The organism is Streptomyces sp. NBC_01268 (assembly GCF_036240795.1).
Classification (GTDB): Bacteria; Actinomycetota; Actinomycetes; order Streptomycetales; family Streptomycetaceae; genus Streptomyces.
In genome coordinates, this window is sequence record NZ_CP108454.1 from 2961572 (window position 1) to 2983522 (window position 21951).

Annotated in this window: 17 protein-coding genes; 6 read left to right on the forward strand and 11 right to left on the reverse strand. The window is 72.7% G+C overall.

Going from position 1 to position 21951, the window contains the following annotated elements:
- Nucleotides 1-40 precede the first annotated feature (40 nt).
- The 4 genes from mmsA to iolC all read right to left on the reverse strand — a co-directional run bounded on the left by mmsA (nucleotide 41) and on the right by iolC (nucleotide 5528).
- Nucleotides 41-1543 carry a CoA-acylating methylmalonate-semialdehyde dehydrogenase gene (gene mmsA / locus OG309_RS13080; protein WP_329420726.1) on the reverse strand — a complete coding sequence of 501 codons (1503 nt, stop codon included), beginning with the start codon at nucleotides 1541-1543 and terminating at the stop codon, nucleotides 41-43.
- Nucleotides 1544-1565: 22 nt separating this feature from the next.
- On the reverse strand, nucleotides 1566-3521 hold the full coding sequence (gene iolD, locus OG309_RS13085) for a 3D-(3,5/4)-trihydroxycyclohexane-1,2-dione acylhydrolase (decyclizing) (protein WP_329420728.1): 1956 nt from the start codon (nucleotides 3519-3521) through the stop codon (nucleotides 1566-1568).
- Nucleotides 3518-4381, reverse strand: coding sequence for a 5-deoxy-glucuronate isomerase (iolB, locus tag OG309_RS13090; RefSeq protein WP_329420730.1), 864 nt, complete (start codon nucleotides 4379-4381; stop codon nucleotides 3518-3520). Before iolB ends, iolD begins: the two co-directional genes overlap by 4 nt.
- 154 nt (nucleotides 4382-4535) lie before the next feature.
- The gene (gene iolC, locus OG309_RS13095) at nucleotides 4536-5528 is read right to left on the reverse strand and encodes a 5-dehydro-2-deoxygluconokinase (RefSeq protein WP_329420731.1); all 993 of its coding nucleotides are present in this window, start codon (nucleotides 5526-5528) and stop codon (nucleotides 4536-4538) included.
- Nucleotides 5529-5639: 111 nt separating this feature from the next.
- Between iolC and OG309_RS13100 the strand changes: the two genes are divergently transcribed.
- The gene (locus tag OG309_RS13100) at nucleotides 5640-6590 is read left to right on the forward strand and encodes a sugar phosphate isomerase/epimerase family protein (RefSeq protein ID WP_329420733.1); all 951 of its coding nucleotides are present in this window, start codon (nucleotides 5640-5642) and stop codon (nucleotides 6588-6590) included.
- 214 nt (nucleotides 6591-6804) lie between these two features.
- Nucleotides 6805-7002, forward strand: a complete 198-nt coding sequence (locus OG309_RS13105) for a helix-turn-helix transcriptional regulator (RefSeq protein WP_329420734.1) — start codon at nucleotides 6805-6807, stop codon at nucleotides 7000-7002.
- An 89-nt stretch (nucleotides 7003-7091) separates the two neighbouring features.
- Here the strand turns inward: OG309_RS13105 and OG309_RS13110 are convergent, their stop codons facing one another.
- A complete protein-coding gene (locus OG309_RS13110) occupies nucleotides 7092-9347 on the reverse strand; it encodes an MMPL family transporter (RefSeq protein ID WP_329420736.1) in 2256 nt (751 codons plus the stop codon).
- A 163-nt stretch (nucleotides 9348-9510) separates the two neighbouring features.
- Between OG309_RS13110 and OG309_RS13115 the strand changes: the two genes are divergently transcribed.
- On the forward strand, nucleotides 9511-10161 hold the full coding sequence (locus tag OG309_RS13115) for a TetR/AcrR family transcriptional regulator (protein ID WP_329420737.1): 651 nt from the start codon (nucleotides 9511-9513) through the stop codon (nucleotides 10159-10161).
- On the opposite strand, the gene OG309_RS13120 is transcribed toward OG309_RS13115, so the two are convergent.
- A complete protein-coding gene (locus OG309_RS13120; RefSeq protein WP_329420739.1) occupies nucleotides 10139-11353 on the reverse strand; it encodes a cation:proton antiporter in 1215 nt (404 codons plus the stop codon). The genes OG309_RS13115 and OG309_RS13120 overlap by 23 nt on opposite strands.
- Before the next feature lie 109 nt (nucleotides 11354-11462).
- Between OG309_RS13120 and OG309_RS13125 the strand changes: the two genes are divergently transcribed.
- Both OG309_RS13125 and OG309_RS13130 read left to right on the forward strand, forming a co-directional pair.
- A complete protein-coding gene (locus tag OG309_RS13125; protein WP_402544400.1) occupies nucleotides 11463-11762 on the forward strand; it encodes a heavy-metal-associated domain-containing protein in 300 nt (99 codons plus the stop codon).
- Nucleotides 11763-11837: 75 nt separating this feature from the next.
- The gene (locus tag OG309_RS13130; protein WP_329420741.1) at nucleotides 11838-14045 is read left to right on the forward strand and encodes a heavy metal translocating P-type ATPase; all 2208 of its coding nucleotides are present in this window, start codon (nucleotides 11838-11840) and stop codon (nucleotides 14043-14045) included.
- Between the two features lie 380 nt (nucleotides 14046-14425).
- Here OG309_RS13130 and OG309_RS13135 read toward each other — a convergent pair whose 3' ends face one another.
- Together OG309_RS13135 and recD2 are read right to left on the reverse strand one after the other, a co-directional pair.
- Nucleotides 14426-15715, reverse strand: coding sequence for a citrate synthase (locus tag OG309_RS13135; protein ID WP_329420743.1), 1290 nt, complete (start codon nucleotides 15713-15715; stop codon nucleotides 14426-14428).
- Between the two features lie 179 nt (nucleotides 15716-15894).
- Nucleotides 15895-18108: an SF1B family DNA helicase RecD2 gene (gene recD2 / locus OG309_RS13140; protein WP_329420745.1), complete on the reverse strand. Its 2214-nt coding sequence runs from the start codon at nucleotides 18106-18108 to the stop codon at nucleotides 15895-15897.
- 134 nt (nucleotides 18109-18242) lie between these two features.
- Between recD2 and OG309_RS13145 the strand changes: the two genes are divergently transcribed.
- Nucleotides 18243-18701, forward strand: coding sequence for a DUF937 domain-containing protein (locus OG309_RS13145; protein WP_329420747.1), 459 nt, complete (start codon nucleotides 18243-18245; stop codon nucleotides 18699-18701).
- Nucleotides 18702-18774: 73 nt separating this feature from the next.
- Here OG309_RS13145 and OG309_RS13150 read toward each other — a convergent pair whose 3' ends face one another.
- The 3 genes from OG309_RS13150 to OG309_RS13160 are packed head-to-tail and all read right to left on the reverse strand — an operon-like array spanning nucleotide 18775 to nucleotide 21895.
- Nucleotides 18775-19578, reverse strand: coding sequence for a sugar phosphate isomerase/epimerase family protein (locus tag OG309_RS13150; RefSeq protein WP_329420748.1), 804 nt, complete (start codon nucleotides 19576-19578; stop codon nucleotides 18775-18777).
- On the reverse strand, nucleotides 19575-20741 hold the full coding sequence (locus OG309_RS13155; protein WP_329420749.1) for a dihydrodipicolinate synthase family protein: 1167 nt from the start codon (nucleotides 20739-20741) through the stop codon (nucleotides 19575-19577). Before OG309_RS13155 ends, OG309_RS13150 begins: the two co-directional genes overlap by 4 nt.
- A complete protein-coding gene (locus OG309_RS13160; RefSeq protein WP_329420751.1) occupies nucleotides 20738-21895 on the reverse strand; it encodes a Gfo/Idh/MocA family protein in 1158 nt (385 codons plus the stop codon). The genes OG309_RS13155 and OG309_RS13160 overlap by 4 nt, the downstream gene beginning before the upstream one ends.
- Between the last annotated feature and the right edge of the window lie 56 nt (nucleotides 21896-21951).

Below are 21951 nucleotides of genomic sequence, written 5' to 3' on the forward strand. Positions count from 1 at the left end.
TGGGGGCCAGTGCATTACCGACCGCGCCGGCTGACCGGGGTCAGTGGTTGCGCGGGAAGCCCAGGTCGACGCCGGACGGGGCCTCGGACGGGTCCGGCCAGCGGGTCGTGACGACCTTGCCGCGGGTGTAGAAGTGGATGCCGTCGTTGCCGTAGATGTGGTGGTCGCCGAAGAGCGAGTCCTTCCAGCCACCGAAGGAGTGGTAGCCCACCGGCACCGGGATCGGCACGTTCACGCCGACCATGCCGGCCTCGACCTCCATCTGGAAGCGGCGGGCGGCGCCGCCGTCGCGGGTGAAGATCGCGGTGCCGTTGCCGAACGGCGAGGCGTTGATGAGGGCCAGGCCCTCCTCGTAGGTGTCGGCGCGCAGCACGCACAGCACCGGGCCGAAGATCTCGTCCTGGTAGGCCTTGGCCGTGGTCGGCACGTGGTCCAGGAGGGACAGGCCGATCCAGTGGCCGTCCTCGAAGCCGTCGACGGTGTAGCCGGTGCCGTCGAGGACGACCTCGCAGCCCTCGGCCGCGGCGCCGTGCACGTAGGAGGCGACCTTGTCGCGGTGGACGGCCGTGATGAGCGGGCCCATCTCGGAGGCCGGGTCGTTGCCGGGGCCGATCTTGATCTTCTCGGCGCGCTCGCGGATCTTCTCCACGAGCTCGTCGCCGACCGCGCCGACCGCGACGACCGCGGAGATCGCCATGCAGCGCTCGCCGGCGGAGCCGTACGCCGCCGAGACCGCCGCGTCGGCGGCCGCGTCGAGGTCGGCGTCGGGCAGCACCAGCATGTGGTTCTTGGCGCCGCCGAGCGCCTGGACGCGCTTGCCGTTGGCGGCCGCGGTGGTGTGGATGTGGCGGGCGATCGGGGTCGAGCCGACGAAGGAGATCGCGGCGACGTCCGGGTGCTCCAGGAGGCGGTCCACGGCGACCTTGTCACCGTGCAGGACGTTGAAGACGCCGTCCGGCAGACCGGCCTCGGCGAGCAGCTCGGCGATCTTCATGGCCGCCGACGGGTCCTTCTCGCTCGGCTTGAGCACGAAGGTGTTGCCGCAGGCGATGGCGAGCGGGAACATCCACATCGGCACCATCGCCGGGAAGTTGAACGGGGTGATGCCGGCCACGACGCCGACGGCCTGGCGGATCGAGGCAACGTCCACGCGGCTGGAGACCTGGGTGGACAGCTCGCCCTTGAGCTGGGTGGTGATGCCGCAGGCCAGGTCGACGATCTCCAGGCCGCGGGCGACCTCGCCGAGCGCGTCGGAGTGCACCTTGCCGTGCTCGGCGACGATCCGCTCGGCGATCGCGTCGCGGTTGGCGTCGAGCAGGGCGCGGAAGCGGAAGAGGATCGTGGTGCGCTGGGCAAGCGAGGAGGTGCCCCAGGTCGCGAAGGCGTCCTTCGCGGCCGCGACGGCCGCGTCGACCTCCTCCACCGAGGCGAGGGCGACCTGGGTGGTCACGGCGCCGGTGGCCGGGTCGGTGACCGGGCCCCAGTTGCCCGACGTGCCCTCGACGCTCTTGCCACCGATCCAGTGGTTGACGGTCTTCGTCATGACGGAATGCTCCTTCTGGCTGCTACAGGTGGCGGCGTCGGGCGGTGACGTGCCGGTCGTACTCCTCGCGGGCCTTGACCGCCGACGGGCGGGTCGACGTCTCGGCCACGGGCACATCCCACCACGCCTGGGCGGAGGGCGGGCCCGACACACTGTCTGCCGTTTCGGTCTCGACGTAGACACATGTGGGAACCGCCGCCTCCCGTGCGTCCGCGAGGGCTTCTCGCAGGTCACGCATGGTGTGGGGGCGGAGCACCCGCATGCCGAGGGAGGCGGCGTTGGCCGCCAGGTCGATCGGGAGCGGCGGCCCGGTGAAGCCGCCGTCGGGGGCCCGCAGCCGGTAGTCGGTGCCGAAGCGCTCGGCGCCGACGGCCTCCGACAGGCCGCCGATCGAGGCGTAGCCGTGGTTCTGCAGGACGACCACCTTGATGGGCAGTCCTTCCTGGACGGCGGTGACGATCTCGGTGGGATTCATCAGGTACGTACCGTCGCCGACGAGCGCCCAGACGGGCCGGCCGGGCGCGGCGAGGGCGACGCCGAGGGCGGCGGGGATCTCGTAGCCCATGCACGAGTAGCCGTATTCGACGTGGTACTGGTCGGCGGAGCGGGCCCGCCACAGCTTGTGGAGGTCGCCGGGGAGTGACCCGGCCGCGTTGATCAGGATGTCGTCCCCGGTGACCAAGGTGTCGAGTGCGCCGAGGACCTGCGCCTGGGTGGGGCGGGCGTCCTCGCTGTCGGGGGTGTACGCGGCGTCGGTGCGCGCCTGCCAGGCGCGCTTGGACTCCGCCCAGGGGGCGTCCGTCCACACGTCCTTCGACGCGGCCTTCGACGGGTCCGTCGACGGGTCCGTCGACGCGGCCCTCCATGCGGCCGGGTTCCGGTCGGGGCCGCCGCCGGGCCCGGTGTGTCCGGCGAGCGCCTCGGTGAGGGCGGCGAGGCCCTCGCGGGCGTCGGCGACGAGGGGCAGGGCGGCCAGCTTGTGGGCGTCGAAGCCGGTGATGTTGAGGTTGAGGAAGCGGGCGTCGGGGTGGAAGAGGGTGCCGGAGGCGGTGGTGAAGTCGGTGTGGCGGGTGCCGACGCCGATGATCAGGTCGCTGGCCCGGGCGAGCTCGTTGGCGGTGGCGGTGCCGGTGTGGCCGATGCCGCCGACCTCGCAGGGGTGGGCGTACGGCAGGACGCCCTTGCCCGCCTGGGTGGTGGCGACGGGCAGGCCGGCCCGTTCGGCGAGGGTGCGCAGGGCGTCCTCGGCGCCGCTGTACTTCACGCCGCCGCCCGCGACGATCAGCGGCCGCTCGGCGCCGGCGACCGCCCGGACGGCCGCGTCGAGCTCGTCCCGGTCGGGGCGGGGGCGGCGCACCGTCCAGGTCCGCTCGGCGAGGAACTCCTCGGGCCAGTCGTACGCCTCGGCCTGTACGTCCTGGGGCAGGGCGAGGGTGACGGCGCCGGTCTCGGCGGGGTCGGTGAGGACCCGCACGGCGGCGAGGGCGGCCGGGATCAGCGCCTCGGGGCGGGTGATCCGGTCGAAGTACTTCGACACGGGGCGCAGGCAGTCGTTGACGGACACCTCGCCCGCGTAGGGGACTTCGAGCTGCTGGAGGACGGGGTCGGCGGGGCGGGTGGCGAAGGTGTCGCCGGGCAGCAGGAGCACGGGCAGCCGGTTGACGGTGGCGAGGGCGGCACCGGTGACGAGGTTGGTGGCGCCGGGGCCGATGGAGGTGGTGACGGCGTGCGCCTGGAGCCGGCGGGACTGGCGGGCGTAGCCGACGGCGGCGTGCACCATGGCCTGCTCGTTGCGGCCCTGGTGGTACGGCATGAGCTCGGGGTACTCGACGAGCGCCTGCCCGATCCCGGCGACGTTGCCGTGTCCGAAGATGCCCCAGGTGGCGGTGATCAGGCGCCGGCGCACGCCGTCGCGCTCGGTGTGCTGGGCGGCGAGGAAGCGCACCAGGGCCTGGGCGACGGTGAGCCGGACGCTCATGCGTATCCCTCCGTGTGGTCGGGGTGGAAGCAGATCTTCCATTCCCGTTCGGGGCCGGGTCCCGCCATGACGTTCAGGTAGTAGAGCGGATGGCCGGGCTGGGCAATGGACGGGCCGTGCCATCCGTCGGGCACCAGGACGGCGTCGCCGCCGCGGACCTCGGCGAGGAGCTCGGCGCCGCCGGGCCGGGAGGGGCTGATCCGCTGGTAGCCGTAGGCCCGGCCGGGGGCGCCGGAGGCCGCACCGGCGGGTTCTGCCGCCTCGTCGACCTCGTAGTAGTAGATCTCCTCCAGGACGGACTCCTCGCCCGGGCGGTGCTCGTCGTGCTTGTGGGGCGGATAGGAGGACCAGTTGCCGCCGGGGGTGATCACCTCGACGGCGATCAGCCGGTCGCAGGCGAAGGTGTCCGCGGCGGCGAAGTTGCGCACCTCGCGGCTGCGGTTGCCGCTGCCGCGGGTCTCCACGGGAACCTCCGGCGCGGGGCCGTAGCGGGCGGGGAGTCGTCGCTCGCACTTCGCTCCTGCCAAAGCGAAGCGGCCTCCCGCACCGGAGGCGATCTGGACGTGGGCGTCCCTGGGCACATAGGCGAAGTCCGAGACCCCGTCGAACACACTGGCGCGGCCTACGAGTTCGAGGATTTCCCCGTCGACGCGCACCGTACCGCCACCGGACAGCGGAAGCACCACCCATTCGCTGTTCCCTGTCTCGAACCGGTGGGTCCCGCCGGGCGGGAGGTCGAGGACGCGCAGCGCGCTGTGGGTCCAGCCGGCCCGCCCGGGGTCGATGTCGACGGCGTACGGGCCGCGGGCGGCGGCACCTGCGGGCAGGTGGAGGGAGCGCGGGGCGGGCGTGGTTTCCATGGTCAGCTCCCTACCCGCCGCGCGGGTCCGGGATCCCGCTCGGTCCGCCGTACGGGAGATCCGCCGGTCCCCCGTACGGGACGACGCGCGGGACACCCGCGGGTGCCGGGCCCGCGCCGCCCGGCGGCGGACTGTCCGAAAGCACCGCCGGGTGTCATGGCGTCCGCTCCGGGATCGAGCCGGTGCCGGTGGCCAGGGCGAGGGCGATCTCGTCCTCGTACGGCATCGCGGGCGAGCAGGCGAGCCGGCCGGCGACGATGGCGCCCGCCGCGTTGGCCTGGCGCAGGACGCCCTCCAGGTCCCGGCCGGCGAGCAGCCCGTGGGCGAGGGCCCCGCCGAACGCGTCGCCCGCGCCGAGGCCGTTGACCACCTCCACCGGCAGCGGCGGCACCTCGGCGGCGGTGCCGTCGGCGGCCATGGCCAGCACGCCCTTGGGTCCCTGCTTGACGACGGCCAGCCGCACGCCCGCGGCCAGCAGCGCGCGGGCGGCGGCGTGCGGCTCGCGCTCCCCGGTGGCGACCTCGCACTCGTCGAGGTTGCCGACGGCGACCGTGGCGTGCTTCAGGGCCTCCCGGTAGTACGGCGGCGCCTCGTCGGGCGTCTCCCACAGGGCGGGCCGCCAGTCCAGGTCGAGGACGGTGAGCGCGCTGCCCGGGTCGAGGCGTTCGGACCGCTCCCGCAGCGCCGCGAGGGTGGCGGTCCGGCTGGGCTCGGCGCTCAGCCCGGTCCCCGTCACCCAGAGGGCGCGGGCGGCGCGGAGCGCGGGCAGGTCCAGCTCGTGGGAGTGGATCTCCAGGTCGGGGGCCTTGGGACGGCGGTAGAAGTGGATCGGGAAGTGGTCGGGCGGGAAGATCTCGCAGAAGGTGACCGGGGTCGGGTACGCGGCGACGTCGGTGACCCAGCGGTCGTCCACCCCGAAGGCCCGCAGCTCGCGGTGGAGGTACTCGCCGAAGGGGTCGGCTCCGGTGCGGCTGACGAGCGCGGTCCGGCTGCCCAGGCGCGCGGCGGCGACGGCCACGTTCGCCGGGGAGCCGCCGAGGAACTTGCCGAAGCTGTCGACCCGGGCCAGCTCCACCCCGCTCTGCAGCGGATAGAGGTCCACTCCGATCCGGCCCATCGCGATCAGGTCGTACGGCTCCGACGTCATGCCACGTCACCTCTCGCCTCGGCGCCCCCGCCCGCACCCAGGTCTAGTCGCCGGTCCGGAAGGCTGTCAACGGCATGTCCTTACATTCGGACGTGTGTCATCGTGGCGGTCATGACGAAGCCGTCGCAGCCGTCGAGTCCGTCTCCGTCCGGTCCGCCGAGCCCGGCGCCGCTGTCCCGGATCCGGGTCGGCTCGGCCCCGGACTCCTGGGGCGTCTGGTTCCCCGACGATCCGCGGCAGGTGCCCTGGCAGCGCTTCCTCGACGAGGTGGCGGGGGCCGGTTACGGGTGGATCGAGCTCGGCCCGTACGGCTATCTGCCGACCGATCCGGCCGTCCTCGCCGAGGAGACCTCCCGCCGGGGTCTGAGGGTGTCCGCGGGGACCGTCTTCACCGGGCTCCACCACGGCCCGGAGGTCTGGGAGCGCACCTGGGCGCACGTGGCCGAGAACGCCGCCCTCGCCCAGGCGATGGGCGCACGGCATCTGGTGGTCATCCCCTCCTTCTGGCGCGACGACAAGACGGGCGAGGTCCTGGAGGACCGCACGCTCACCCCGGCGCAGTGGCGGCACCTCACCTCGCTGACCGAGCGGCTCGGCCACGAGGTCCGGGAGCGCTACGGACTGCGGGTGGTCGTCCATCCGCACGCGGACACCCATGTCGACACGGAGGAGAACGTCACCCGTCTGCTCGACGCCACCGACCCGGACCTGGTGGCGCTCTGCCTGGACACCGGCCACTACGCCTACTGCGGCGGTGACAGCGTCAAGCTGATCGAGACCTACGGCGAGCGGATCGGCTACCTGCATCTGAAGCAGGTCGACCCCGCGGTCCTGGCCGGGGTGGTCGCCGAGGAGCTGCCGTTCGGTCCCGCGGTGGCGCGGGGCGTGATGTGCGAGCCGCCCACCGGGGTGCCGGCCCTCGAACCGGTCCTGGCGGCAGCGCAGGCGCTGGACGTGGACCTGTTCGCCATCGTGGAGCAGGACATGTACCCGTGCGAGCCGGACCGGCCCTACCCCATCGCGCTGCGCACGCGCCGCTTTCTGCGCTCCTGTGGCGCCTGATGACTGTGCGTCACTTACGTCACATCCGTCGTCTCTTCGTCACACATGTCTCCGTTACACGGGTTTTCCGTCACAGGCAGTCGACAGGCGCTCTCCTCCCGTCAGAAGGGGTCGTTCACCGGGCACAGGCTCAGTGATCGCCAGTGCACACACCCGGCAGCTCCCCCGACGGCACCCCCGCCGCCGCTGCCGGGCACGCAGGGAGGTGCCACGCATGACGGACAAACGGCTCTGGTCGTACAAGGACATCGCCGCCCACATCAAGGTGCAGCCGGACACGGTCCGGTCCTACCGGAAGCACGGGCTGCTGCCGGCCCCCGACCGCGTCGAGTCGGGCAAGCCCTACTGGTACGCGGACACCATCCGTGCCTGGGTCGCGAACCGTCCCGGAAACCGGAGCCGCCGGGACTGACGCCCCCTCCCCGGCCTCCCGGGGCCTCCGGGCCTCCCCTCCCCCTTGCGGGCCCCGCACCCCCCCGAACCGTGGTGCGGGGCCCTCGCTCATCCGACGCGCTCCTTCTCCCGGGCGGCGTCCGGCCCGGGGCCCGGACTCCGGTCCTGCTCCGGCTCCGCCTCCGGCGCCGCGGGGGCGCCGCCCTCGCTGATCCCGAAGCGGTCGTGGAAGCGGCGCAGCGGTCCCGGTGCCCACCAGGTGAGGCGGCCGGTCAGCTTCATCACCGACGGGACGAGCAGGCTGCGCACCACCATGGCGTCCATGAGGACGGCCAGGGCGACGCCGAGGCCCAGCATCTTGGTGTTGGTGACCCGGGAGGTGCCGATGGCGACCATCACCACGGCGAGAATGACGGCGGCCGCGGTGATCAGCCCGCCGGTGCGCCGCAGTCCGAACCGGACCGCGTGCTCGTGGTCGCCGGTGGCGTCGTACTCCTCCTTGATCCGGGAGAGCAGGAACACCCCGTAGTCCATGGAGAGTCCGAAGGCGACGCAGAACATCAGCACGGGCAGGGTGGTCTCGATGTCCCCGGTGGACGTGAAGCCGAGGAGTCCGGAGAGGTGTCCGTCCTGGAAGACCCAGACGACCGCGCCGAACATCGCGGTGAGGCTGAGGGCGTTGAGCACGACGGCCTGGATCGGGATGAGCAGGCTGCCGGTGAGCAGGAAGACCAGGATCAGGGTGACGACGACGATGACGGCGGCGGCCCAGGGCAGGCGGTCGCCTATGGCGTCCTTGGAGTCGACGAGGACGGCGGCGGCGCCGGTCACGGAGGTGTCGAACGGGGCTTTCTCCGCGCGCAGTTCGCCGACCACGTGCTGGGCGTCGGTGCCGACGGTCTCGCCCTCGGGGACGACGGTGAAGTAGGCGTGGCCGCGCCCGCCGGCCGGGGAGGTCACCGGTCCCTCGACCCGCGCGACCCCGTCGATGGCCTTGATCCGGTCCCGGTACCCGGCGTACTGCCCGGGGGTGGCGGCGCCCTCGGCGAGGACGGTGATGCCGCCTCCGGGGTTGCCGGGGAAGGCGTCCCGCAGGTGGTCCTGGACCACGCGGGACTCGGCACTCGCCGGCAGCTGGCGGTCGTCGGCGGTACCGAACCTCACGCCGAGGAAGGGCAGCCCCAGGAGCACGAGTCCGGTGGCGGTGGCCACGGCGAAGAGCGGCGCCCGCCGCATCACCAGGGCCGCCGTGCGCGCCCAGCCCGCCCCGGCCTCCCGCTCCCCTCCCCCGGCACCGGACCTGCGCCGGAAGAGGCGCCGCAGGTCCAGGGCGTTGACCCGGTCGCCGAGCAGGACGAGCGCGGCCGGCAGCAGGATCAGGGCCGCCGCGGCGGCGAGCAGGACGACCGCGATGCCCGCGTAGGCGAAGGAGCGCAGGAAGTACTGCGGGAAGACCAGCATCGCGGCGAGCGAGACGGCGACGGTGAGGGCGGAGAAGAGCACGGTCCGCCCTGCGGTGCGCAGGGTCGTGGCGACGGCGGTCCTGGTGTCGGCGCCGGCGGCCAGCTCCTCGCGGAAGCGGCGGACCACGAACAGGGCGTAGTCGATGGCCAGCCCGAGACCGAGGGCGGTGGTGAGGTTCTGGGCGAAGACGGAGACGTCGGTGAGTTCGGTGATGCCGCGCAGCACGGCGTTGGTGCCGAGGATGGCGACGATGCCGATGCCGAGCGGGAGCAGGGCGGCGACGGCGCTGCCGAAGACCATGACGAGCAGGACGAGGGTGATGGGCAGGGCGATCATCTCGGCCCTGAGCAGGTCCTCCTGGATGGTCGTCTGCATCTCGTGGCGCACGGCGAGCGGGCCGCCGACGGAGACCTTCACGGGTCCGTGGGTGCCCCGGAACTCGGGGGCGACGCGCTCCAGGACCTCTCCGGCGGCCTTCTCCTCGCCGTCGATCCGGGCGGCGATCACGGCCTGGCGCCCGTCCTCGGAGCGCAGGGCCGGGGAGCCGGTCTGCCAGTAGGAGCCGACCCCTCCGACGCCGGGCTCGGCGTCGAGCCGCTCGGCGAGGCGGCGGGCCTCGGCGGCGACGGCCGGGGAGTCGACCCCGGCGGCGCCCGCGTCGACGAGCAGCAGCAGATTGGGCTGGGAGGCGGGGAACTCGCGCTCCAGGACCTCCAGTGCGTAGGTGGACTCGGCGTCCGGGTCCTCCCAGCCGCCGCTGCCCATCCGGTCGCCGACGCCGCTGCCCGCGAGGACGGCGAGCGCGGTGATCACGAGTGCGACCAGGAGCGAGAGGCGTGGCCGGGCCGTCACGAACCGGGTCCACCCCCCACCGGTGGACGGTTTCTTGACTTCGGCCATGACGCGGTGTCCCCTTCACCGTGACCCAGGCGCTCGCTTCCCGGCAGGTCGCATGGGTCGCCCATTGCCATAGACTGGCAAACACGAGTGATCACTCGCGTTCCACAAGAATGCGAGCGACCTCTCGCATTTGTCAAACGTGTTGAGAGAGCTGGGGACAGCCATGTCCGAAGAAGGGTCCGCGCCGAAGCCGCGTCGCCGTCAGGCCCGCGGCGAACGCCGCATAGCGCAGCTGCTGCAGGCCGCCGCCAACGTCTTCTGCGCCAGCGGCTACACGGCGGCCAGCACCAACGCGATCGCCCGCGAGGCCAGCGTCTCCCCCGGCACGCTCTACCAGTACTTCCCCAACAAGGAGGCCATCGCCATCGAGCTCGGCGAGCGGCTCCTCACCGAGATGCGCGAGGCCCACGGACAGGCCTTCACCCCCGAGAACCTGGCGCTGCCGCTGCCGCAGATGCTCGACGCCGTGCTCGACCCGATGATCGAGTTCAACTGCCAGAACCCGGCCTTCCTCGCCCTCATGCACGGCTCGGAGGTCCCCGGCCGGATCGCCGAGGAGCACGACGCCCTGCACGCCTCGCTGCTCGCCCGGGTCGGCGACCTGCTCGCCCACTACCTGCCGGACAGCGGGCCCGCCGAGCGCGCCCGGATGGCCGACATGACCTTCGCCGTCGTCAAGGCCGGCCTCGCCCTCGTGCTCGCGGCACCCGAGGGCCCCGAGCGGGACGCGGTGGTCGTCGAGCTGAAGAAGGCCGTGCGGCGCTACCTCGACCCGGTCGTCGGGGACGCGCTCACCACGATTCCGAGCCCGTGACCTGCTCGGCCGGCAGCGCCTTCCCGCCGGCCCGCGCCCGCAGCTTCAGGGCGAGCAGCGGGAAGACGAGCACCGAGACCATCCCGGCCCCCACCAGCGCCGCCGCCTCGCCCGCCGTCAGCGCCTCGTCGTCCACGCCGATGGTGGTGATGGCGACGACGAGCGGCAGCGCCGTGGAGCTGTAGAGGACCAGCGCGCCCCGGTCGGGCCGGGCGAGGTCGCGCGGGGCGAGGAGAGCGACCGGGCCGCCCCGCACCACCAGGAACAGGACCAGGAAGAGCGGCAGGAGCAGCAGCGTACGGCCACCTGCGAGCAGCGAGTCCAGGTCGAACTCGATGCCGGTGACGACGAAGAAGACCGGGACGAGGAAGCCGAAGCCGACCGCCTCGACCTTCTCCAGGACCTGCGGCCCGGATTCGGGCGCGGCCCCGGTCAGGACCAGACGGGTGATCAGCCCGGCCGCGAACGCGCCGAGCAGGACGTCGAGTCCGAGCGCCGTGGAGGCGCCCAGCATCAGCGCGAGCAGCAGGAAGACGAAGCGGACCGCGAACTGTCCGCTGCTGTGCAGGGTCCTGTCGATGATCCGGGAGAACCACGGCCGGCGCGGCTTCAGCGCCCAGTAGACGGCGCCCGCGGTGAGCGCGGCGAAGGCGGCGAGCAGGGCGGTCGACTCCGCGGGGCTGCGGCCGCTCAGCAGCAGCGCCATCGCGATGATCGGCCCGAACTCGCCGACCGCGCCGAAGGCCATGACCACCGATCCGAACCGGCCGTGCAGGTCGCCCGCGTCGCGCAGCACCGGCAGCACCGTGCCGAGCGCGGTGCTGGTCAGGGCCACGCCGATGAAGACGCCCTTGTCGTAGCCGTCGCCGAGCAGGACGCCGGCGCCGAGGCCGAGCACGAGGGCGGCCGGCCAGGCCCACACCGAGCGCCTCAGGGTGTCGCCGCGGACCTTGCCGAACTCGATCTCGTACCCGGCCAGGAAGATGAGCATGGCGAGGCCGAGTTGCGAGAGGCCGTCGATCAGCGCGTCGGGCTTCGCCCAGCCCAGGACGTCGGGTCCGATGACGATGCCCAGGAGGATCTCGAAGATGACGAGCGGCACGGGGAGCCAGCGGCCGGCCCCGTAGGCGAGCAGCGGCGCCAGGACGGCGATCGCCATGATCAGGATCAGCGTGGTCCCCGAATGCGACATATCGGGTATCTATCACAAGCTCCGCCGGGCGATCCGGTGCCGGCGACGGCGGCCGGACCTGAGCGGCCGAGGCCGCTCAAGGGATCCGGGCGGGGCGCTTCGCCAATTCATACCCCCTAGGGGTATAATATGTGCTAGTACGGCACAGGCGCCCCGAAGCGCACCACCACGGAACGAGGAGAACGTCATGGCCGAACTCACCACCGTCTACCAGGTCAAGGGCATGACCTGCGGGCACTGCGAGGGCGCGGTCTCCAGCGAGATCTCCGAGCTCTCCGGGGTCTCCTCGGTCAAGGCCGTCGCCGCCACCGGCGAGGTCACCGTGACCTCCGCCGGCCCGCTCGACCTGGAGGCCGTCCGCGCCGCCGTGGACGAGGCCGGCTACGAGCTGGTGGGCCCCGCCGCCTGACCCCCGCGCCACCCGTGCAGGGCCGTACCGTTGCGGTACGGCCCTGTACTCGTTCCACAAGCCCCGGGACCCCAGATGACCTCCACGACCACCGAGCTGACGATCGGCGGGATGACCTGCGCCTCCTGCGCGGCCCGGGTCGAGAAGAAGCTCAACCGGATGGACGGCGTGACCGCCACGGTCAACTACGCCACGGAGAAGGCGCGCGTCGAGCATCCCGCCGAGGTCACGGTCGACGAGCTGATCGCCACCGTCGTCAGGACCGGCTACACCGCCGAGGAACCGCTGCCGCCGGAACCCGAGCCCGACGCCGGGCGGGACGCCCCCGCCACGGACGAGGACCCCGCGCTCGCGGCGCTGCGCGAGCGGCTGACCGTCTCCGCGGTGCTGTCCCTGCCGGTCGTCCTGCTCGCGATGGTCCCGGCCCTCCAGTTCGACGACTGGCAGTGGCTCTCGCTCACCCTCGCCGCCCCCGTGGTCGTCTGGGGCGGGCTGCCCTTCCACCGCGCCGCCTGGACCAATCTCCGGCACGGCGCCGCCACCATGGACACCCTCGTCTCGGTCGGCACCCTCGCCGCCTTCGGCTGGTCTCTGTGGGCGCTCTTCCTGGGCGACGCCGGCATGCCCGGCATGCGGCACGGCTTCGACCTCACCGTCACCCGCGACCACGCCTCCTCCACGATCTACCTGGAGGTCGCCGCCGGGGTCGTCACCTTCATCCTCCTCGGCCGCTACCTGGAGGCCCGCGCCAAGCGGAAGGCGGGCGCCGCCCTGCACGCCCTGATGCGCCTCGGCGCCAAGGACGTCGGGGTCCTGCGCGGCGGGACGGAGGCCCGGATCCCGGTCGGCGCGCTGCGGACCGGCGACCGCTTCGTCGTACGCCCCGGGGAGAGGATCGCCACCGACGGCACCGTCGCCGAGGGCGCCTCGGCCGTCGACGCCTCGATGCTCACCGGCGAGTCCCTGCCCGTCGACGTCTCCGCCGGCGACCCCGTCACCGGTGGCTGCGTCAACGTCTCGGGCCGCCTCGTCGTCGAGGCCACCCGGGTCGGCGCCGACACCCGGCTCGCCCGGATGGCCAAGCTGGTCGAGGACGCCCAGAACGGCAAGGCGGAGGTACAGCGGCTCGCCGACCGGATCTCCGCCGTCTTCGTGCCCGTGGTGCTCCTGATCGCCCTGGGCACCCTGGTCGGCTGGCTGCTCGTCACCGGCGACACGACGGCCGCGTTCACCGCCGCCGTCGCCGTCCTGATCATCGCCTGCCCCTGCGCCCTCGGCCTCGCGACCCCGACCGCCCTCATGGTCGGCACCGGCCGCGGCGCCCAGCTCGGCATCCTCATCAAGGGTCCCGAGGTCCTGGAGTCCACCCGGCGGGTCGACACCGTCGTCCTCGACAAGACCGGCACGGTCACCACCGGCGTGATGCGCCTGACCGAGGTGTACGCGTACGAGGGCGTCGACGAGGCCGGGCTGCTGCGGATCGCGGGTGCCCTGGAGCACTCCTCCGAGCATCCGGTCGCCCGCGCCGTGGCGGCGGGCGCCGCCGAGAAGGTGGGCGAGCTCCCCGTACCGAAGTCCTTCGAGAACGTGCCGGGGCTCGGCGTGCGCGGCTCGGTCGACGGGCACCTGGTGCTCGTCGGGCGCGCCGCGCTGCTGGCGGCCGAGGAGATCGAGGTGCCGGAGGGGGCGGGCGGCCCGGGGGTCGTGCACGTCGCCTGGGACGGGCGGGCCCGCGGGACGCTGACGGTCGCCGACACGGTCAAGGAGACCAGCGCGGAGGCGGTCGCCCGGCTGCGCGGGCTCGGGCTCCGGCCGGTGCTGCTGACCGGGGACGGCCGGGAGGCGGCCCACCGGGTGGCGGCGGAGGTCGGCATCGACGAGGTGATCGCGGAGGTGCTGCCGCAGGACAAGGTCGACGTGGTGCGCGGGCTCCAGGAGCAGGGGCGCACGGTGGCGATGGTCGGCGACGGCGTGAACGACGCCGCGGCCCTGGCGACGGCCGATCTGGGCCTGGCGATGGGCACCGGCACGGACGCGGCGATCGAGGCGAGCGACCTCACCCTGGTGCGCGGGGACCTGCGGGTCGCGGCGGACGCCATCCGGCTCTCCCGGCGCACGCTGGCGACGATCAAGGGAAACCTGGGCTGGGCCTTCGGCTACAACGTCGCCGCGCTGCCGCTCGCGGCGGCGGGGCTGCTCAACCCGATGATCGCCGGCCTGGCCATGGCGTTTTCATCCGTTTTCGTCGTGACCAACAGCCTGCGGCTCCGTCGCTTCACGTGAATTCACCTACACGTGACGCACAGGACCTTCACAAAGAGATCTAGATCACAGATATTTGGGGGTAACCATCTGGGCTGTTCGCGAGTCTAAGTGGGCGATGCCGAGAACGTCTTGGGGGACGTTCATGGGATGTCTTGGGGGACGTCCCAGGCAAGCGCGGCCGGGGCACGTGCACGGGGAGCTTTGAGCGGCCCTCCCGTACGTTCCCCGGCAGACCGCGCGAGCAGACGCCCGGCCCGGATCCCGTGGGGGGAATCCGCACCGGGATATGGAAAGCGCCCCGACCGCCGACCCGTGGGGGGATCGGCGGCGGGGCGCTTTTCGCTCCGCGGGGACGCGCCTCCGCGAGGACGCGCGTCAGCGGGCGGGAGTCAACGCGCTCAGCGGGACTCGACCGGGACGAAGTCGCGCTCGACGACGCCGGTGTAGATCTGACGCGGGCGGCCGATGCGGGAGCCCGGCTCCTTGATCATCTCGTGCCACTGGGCGATCCAGCCCGGGAGGCGGCCGAGGGCGAACAGGACGGTGAACATCTCCGTCGGGAAGCCCATCGCGCGGTAGATCAGACCCGTGTAGAAGTCCACGTTCGGGTACAGGTTCCGCGAGACGAAGTAGTCGTCGGAGAGCGCGTGCTCCTCCAGCTTGAGCGCGATGTCCAGCAGCTCGTCGGACTTGCCGAGGGCCGAGAGGACGTCGTGCGCCGCAGCCTTGATGATCTTCGCGCGCGGGTCGAAGGACTTGTACACCCGGTGGCCGAAGCCCATCAGGCGGACGCCGTCCTCCTTGTTCTTCACCTTGCGGATGAAGGAGTCGACGTCGCCGCCGTTGGCCTTGATGCCCTCGAGCATCTCCAGGACCGACTGGTTGGCGCCACCGTGCAGCGGGCCCCACAGGGCCGAGATGCCGGCGGAGATCGAGGCGAACATGTTCGCCTGCGAGGAGCCGACCAGGCGGACGGTGGAGGTCGAACAGTTCTGCTCGTGGTCCGCGTGGAGGATCAACAGCTTGTCGAGCGCCGCGACCACGACCGGGTCGAGCTCGTACTCCTGCGCCGGGACCGAGAAGGTCATGCGCAGGAAGTTCTCCACGTAGCCGAGGTCGTTACGCGGGTAGACGAACGGGTGACCGATCGACTTCTTGTACGCGTAAGCGGCGATCGTCGGCAGCTTGGCGAGGAGCCGGATCGTGGAGAGGTGACGCTGCTGCTCGTCGAACGGGTTGTGGCTGTCCTGGTAGAAGGTGGACAGCGCCGAGACCACGGAGGACAGCATCGCCATCGGATGGGCGTCGCGCGGGAAGCCCTGGAAGAAGCGCTTGACGTCCTCGTGCAGCAGCGTGTGCTGGGTGATCTCGTTCTGGAAGGCCTCGAGCTCGTCGGCCTTCGGAAGCTCGCCGTTGATCAGCAGGGAGGCCACCTCAAGGAAGGTGGACTGCTCGGCCAGCTGCTCGATGGGGTAGCCGCGGTACCGCAGAATGCCCTGCTCACCATCGAGATAGGTGATGGCGGATTTATAGGCGGCGGTGTTGCCGTATCCGCTGTCCAGGGTGACCAGACCGGTCTGGGCTCGGAGCTTCCCGATGTCGAAGCCCTTGTCGCCGACGGTGCTCTCGACCACCGGGTAGGTGTATTCACCGTCCGCGTACCGCAGTACTACAGAGTTGTCGCTCACGTCATCCCTCACCGACGTAGTGCCTCTTCTTCGAGGTGCCCTGACTGTCTCTACCATCCCCCATTTGGCTCAGGAGAGTGCACTCGGGGTCGACCATTGGGCCAATCGGCGGCACTCAGTGCCGCCAACCTGCTTATCCTGCCCCCTTCGCCCCGGTTCCGGAAGTCCTCCGTGATCTTTCACACCAGACTGCCCCCTGTGAGCCGATGTGCGAGTGCGGTAAAGCGCCGTCCGGCCGAAACCGTACGCACCGCCTGCGTGATCGCGCGGCGCGAGCCGACCAGCACCACCAGCTTCCGGGCGCGGGTGACGGCCGTGTAGAGCAGATTCCGCTGGAGCATGGTCCAGGCACTCATGGTGACCGGGATCACCACCGCCGGGTACTCGCTGCCCTGGGAGCGGTGGATGGTCACAGCGTAGGCATGGGCGAGCTCGTCCAGCTCGTCGAAGTCGTACGGCACCTCCTCGTCCTCGTCCGTGCGCACCACGAGCCGCTGCTCCACCGGGTCGAGGGAGGCCACGACGCCGACCGTGCCGTTGAAGACGCCGTTGGCGCCCTTCTCGTAGTTGTTGCGGACCTGGGTGACCTTGTCGCCGACCCGGAACACCCGGCCGCCGAAGCGCTTCTCGGCCAGATCCGGGCGGGCCGGGGTGATGGCCTGTTGGAGCAGCCCGTTGAGCGCGCCGGCCCCGGCGGGGCCCCGGTGCATGGGCGCGAGGACCTGGACGTCCCGGCGCGGGTCGAGCCCGAACTTGGCGGGAATCCTGCGGGACGCGACCTCCACGGCCACCCGGGCGGCGTCCTCGGTCTCCTCCTCGGCGAACAGGAAGAAGTCCGGCAGGCCGGTCGTGACGGGCGGGAGGCCCTCGTTGATCCGGTGCGCGTTGGTGACCACGCCGGACTGCTGGGCCTGGCGGAAGATCCGGGTCAGCCGGACGGCCGGGACCGGGCTGCCCGGGGCCAGCAGATCGCCGAGGACCTCGCCCGCGCCGACCGAGGGCAGCTGGTCCACGTCGCCGACCAGGAGCAGATGGGCACCCGGTGCCACCGCCTTGACCAGCTTGTTCGCCAGCAGCAGGTCGAGCATGGAGGCCTCGTCGACCACCACCAGGTCGGCGTCGAGCGGGCGGTCCCGGTCGTAGGCCGCGTCGCCGCCCGGCTTCAGCTCCAGGAGCCGGTGGACCGTGGACGCCTCGGCCCCGGTCAGCTCGGCGAGCCGCTTGGCGGCCCGCCCGGTGGGGGCGGCGAGCACCACCTTGGCCCGCTTGGCGCGGGCCAGCTCCACGATCGAGCGGACCGTGAAGGACTTGCCGCAGCCGGGGCCGCCGGTCAGCACGGCGACCTTGCGGGTCAGGGCGAGCCGCACGGCCTCCTCCTGCTCGGGCGCCAGCGACGCCCCCGTCCGGTCCGCTAGCCAGGCCAGCGCCTTGTCCCAGGCCACGTCCCGGAAGGCCGGCAGCCGGTCCTCCGCCGCCCCGAGCAGCCGCCGGAGCTGCCCGGCCAGGGAGAGCTCCGCGCGGTGGAACGGGACCAGGAACACGGCGGTCACCGGCAGCCCCTCGGGCCCCGGCACCGTCTCGCGGACGACGCCCTCCGGGTCCTCGGCGAGCTCGCCCAGGCACTCGATGACCAGGCCCGTGTCGACCTGGAGCAGCTTCACCGCGTCCGCGATGAGCCGCTCCTCCGGGAGAAAGCAGTGGCCCTGGTCGGTGGACTGCGACAGCGCGTACTGCAGGCCGGCGCGGACCCGGTCGGGGCTGTCGTGCGGGATGCCGACGGCCTGCGCGATCCGGTCGGCGGTGAGGAAGCCGATGCCCCAGACGTCGGCGGCGAGCCGGTAGGGCTGGTTCCGCACGACGGAGATCGAGGAGTCGCCGTACTTCTTGTAGATCCGCACGGCGATGGAGGTCGAGACGCCGACGCCCTGGAGGAAGACCATCACCTCCTTGATGGCCTTCTGCTCCTCCCACGCCGCCGCGATGTTCTTCGTGCGCTTCGGGCCCAGGCCGGGGACCTCGATCAGGCGCTTGGGCGCCTCCTCCAGGACCTGCAGGGTGTCCAGGCCGAAGTGGGTCGTGATGCGGTCGGCGAAGACCGGCCCGATGCCCTTGACGAGGCCGGAGCCGAGATAGCGCCGGATGCCCTGGATGGTGGCCGGCAGGACGGTCGTGTAGTTCTCCACGGTGAACTGGCGCCCGTACTGCGGGTGGGAGCCCCAGCGGCCCTCCATCCGCAGCGACTCCCCCGGCTGGGCGCCGAGCAGCGCCCCGACGACCGTGAGCAGGTCGCCGGAGCCGCGGCCGGTGTCGACCCGCGCGACGGTGTAGCCGCTCTCCTCGTTCGCGTAGGTGATCCGCTCCAGGACCCCTTCGAGGACTGCCAGATGGGACATGCCCCGAAGGTAGCGAAGGCCTCGGACATCCCGCCGGGCCTGTGGACAAGACGGCTCCCCGGCCTGTGGACAACTCCCGCTCCCCGGACGGCTCCGGGATGCCGGGCCACGGGAGGAACCGTAGCGTTTCTGGCATGAGTGACGAATCATTCCAGGACGACGTCCTGAGCGAGCTCGGCGACGACCGGCTCCAGGAGATCGCCGGCCTGCTCGGCTCGGACGCCTCCGAGGCGCGCCGGCTCGCCGGCGACTCGGTGGCGGAGCTCTCCGGCGAGCTGCGCTCGGCCGCGGCGGAACCGGCCAGCGCGGACGAGGTCCGGGCCGCCGTCACCGAGGTCTCCACCGCCGAGCCGCCGCTCCAGGGCGTCGCCGCCTTCGGCGGCCTGGTGAGCGGCGGCCTGATGGCCGGCGTGCTCGCCAAGCTGGCCAAGCCCGCGGCCGACGCGGTCGCCAAGAAGACCGGCATCCCGGCCCCGACCGTCAACCGCGCGGTCGAACTCCTGGTGCCGGTGGTCCTGGCCGTGCTCACCAGGCGGGCGGCCGCCAAGAAGGGCGGCGGGCTCGGGGACATCCTGGGCGGCGGCCGGAAGTAGCGGGCGCGGGAGGGCGCCGGCGCCGGGAGCCGGCACCGAGCACCCCGGCCGCACGGCACCCCCCGCGCCTCCCTCACACCGCCAGGAACGCCTCCAGGGTCTCCTCCAGGACCTCCGCCCCGTCCCTCGCCCACAGCACGTCGTTGAAGAGCTCGACCTCCACCGGTCCGGTGTACCCGGCCTTCTCGACGAGGGCCGCCCAGCCGGGCAGGTCGATCGCGCCCGTGCCCAACTGCCCCCGTCCGTGCAGCACTCCGGCCGGCAGCGGGGTGGTCCAGTCGGCGAGCTGGAAGGAGTGGATGCGGCCGGCCGCTCCCGCGCGGGCCACGGCCGCCGGGGCGCGGTCGTCCCACCACAGGTGGTAGGTGTCGACGGTGACGCCCACCTGCGCGGCGGGGAAGCGCTCGGCGATCTCCAGGGCCTGGTCCAGGGTGGAGACGGCGCAGCGGTCGGAGGCGAACATCGGGTGCAGCGGCTCGATGGCCAGGCGCACGCCCCGCTCCCTGGCGTACGGGACGAGGGCACCGATCGCGTCGGCGATGCGCGCGCGGGCGCCGGGCAGGTCGCGGCTGCCCTCGGGGAGGCCGCCCGAGACGAGGACGAGGGTGTCGGTGCCGAGCGCCGCCGCCTCGTCGATCGCCGCGCGGTTGTCCTCCTCCCAGCCGTCGGTGGTGAAGAAGCCGCCCCGGCACAGGGTGGTGACGGCGAGCCCCGCGTCCCGCACGAGGGCGGCGGCGTCCTCGACCCCGTACGCCCGGACCGGCTCGCGCCACAGCCCGACGCCCGGGATGCCCAGCCGGACGCAGTGGGCGACGAGCTCGGGCAGCGGGAGCTGCTTGACCGTCATCTGGTTGACGGAGAGGCGGTCGAGGTTCATCGGGGGACTCCGTACACGGTGAGCAGGGAGCGCATCCGGGCGGCGGCGAGCTCCGGGTCGGGGAACAGCCCGAGGCCGTCGGCGAGTTCGTAGGCGCGGGCGAGGTGCGGCAGGGAGCGCGCCGACTGGAGACCGCCGACCATCGCGAAGTGGTCCTGGTGCCCGGCCAGCCAGGCGAGGAGGACGACGCCCGTCTTGTAGAAGCGGGTCGGGGCCTGGAAGAGGTGGCGGGAGAGCGCGACCGTGGGGTCGAGGAGGGCGCGGAAGCCCTCGGTGTCCCCGGTGTCGAGGATCCGGACCGCCTCGGCGGCCAGCGGGCCGAGCGGGTCGAAGACGCCGAGCAGGGCGTGGCTGAAGCCGTGCGCGTCGCCCGCGATCAGCTCGGGGTAGTGGAAGTCGTCCCCGGTGTAGCAGCGGACGCCCCGCGGCAGGCGGCGGCGCAGCTCGACCTCGCGGCGGGCGTCGAGGAGGGAGACCTTGATGCCGTCGACCTTGTCGGGGTGGGCGGCGATGACCGCCAGGAAGGTCTCGGTGGCGGTGTCGAGGTCGGCGGAGCCCCAGTAGGCGTCGAGGGCGGGGTCGAACATGGGGCCGAGCCAGTGCAGGATCACCGGCTCGCGCGCCTGCCGCAGCAGCCGCCCGTACACGTCCAGGTAGTCCTCGGCGGACCGGGCGGCCGAGGCGAGGGCGCGCGAGGCCATGAGGACGGCCTGCGCGCCGGCGTCCTCGACCAGGGCGAGCTGTTCCTCGTACGCCGCGAGGACCGCCGGGAGGCCGGCGGGACCGGTGAGCTGGTCGGTGCCGACGCCGCAGGCGATGCGGCCGCCGACGGCCCTGGCCTCGGCGGCGGAGCGGCGGATCAGCTCGGCCGCGCCCGCCCAGTCGAGGCCCATGCCGCGCTGGGCGGTGTCCATCGCCTCGGCTACGCCGAGGCCGTGCGCCCACAGGTGGCGGCGGAAGGCGAGGGTGGCGTCCCAGTCGACGGCGGCGGGGGAGTCGGGGGTGGTGTCGGCGTACGGGTCGGCGACGACGTGGGCGGCGGAGAGGACGGTACGGGAGACCAGGGGGCCGCCGGTGGTGCCGGGGCACGCGGGCTCGGCGCGCGGCCGGTACTCCCGTACGCCGCCGCCCACCTGGGGCAGCCGGATCGGGGCCGGGCTCACAGGGTCACCTCCGGGACGTCGAGGCGGCGGCCCTCGGCGGCCGAGCGGAGGCCGAGTTCGGCGAGCTGGACGCCTCGGGCGCCCGCGAGCAGGTCCCAGTGGTAGGGCTCGCCGAGGGCGACGTGGCGCAGGAAGAGCTCCCACTGGGCCTTGAAGCCGTTGTCGAACTCGGCGTTGTCGGGGACTTCGTTCCACTGCGAGCGGAAGGAATCGCCCGCGCCGAGCGGGAGGTCGGGGTTCCAGACCGGCTTGGGGGTGCCCGAGCGGTGCTGGACGCGGCAGCCGCGCAGTCCGGCGACGGCGGAACCGTGGGTGCCGTCGACCTGGAACTCGACGAGTTCGTCGCGGTGGACGCGGACCGCCCAGGAGGAGTTGATCTGGGCGACGGCGCCGCTCTCCAGCTGGAAGATGCCGTACGCGGCGTCGTCGGCGGTGGCCTCGTACGGCTTGCCCCGCTCGTCCCAGCGGCGCGGGACGTGGGTGGCGACGTGGGCGGTGACGGTGGTGACCCGGCCGAAGAGCTCGTGGAGCACGTACTCCCAGTGCGGGAACATGTCGACGACGATGCCGCCGCCGTCCTCGGCGCGGTAGTTCCAGCTGGGTCGCTGGGCCTCCTGCCAGTCGCCCTCGAAGACCCAGTAGCCGAACTCGCCCCGCACGGAGAGGATCTCGCCGAAGAAGCCGCCGTCGACGAGGCGCTTCAGCTTGCGCAGCCCGGGGAGGAACAGCTTGTCCTGGACGACGCCGTGGCGGATGCCGGCGTCGCGGGCGAGGCGGGCGAGTTCCAGCGCGCCGTCGAGGCCGGTGGCGGTGGGCTTCTCTGTGTAGACGTGCTTGCCGGCGGCGATGGCCTTCTTGAGGGCCTCGACGCGGGCGGAGGTGACCTGGGCGTCGAAGTAGACGTCGACGGTGGGGTCGGCGAGGACCGCGTCGAGGTCGGTGGACCACTCGGCGAGGCCGTGCCGCTCGGCGAGGGCGCGCAGGGCGGGCTCGCGGCGGCCGACGAGGACCGGCTCGGGCCACAGGGTCTCGCCGTCGCCGAGGTCGAGTCCGCCCTGCTCGCGCAGGGCGAGGATCGAGCGGACGAGGTGCTGGCGGTAGCCCATGCGTCCGGTGACGCCGTTCATGGCGATGCGGACCGTTCTGCGTGTCACGGAGCTCTTCCTCTCACCGGCCGGGTGCCGCGCCTCCGCACGGGAGGGAGGCGCGG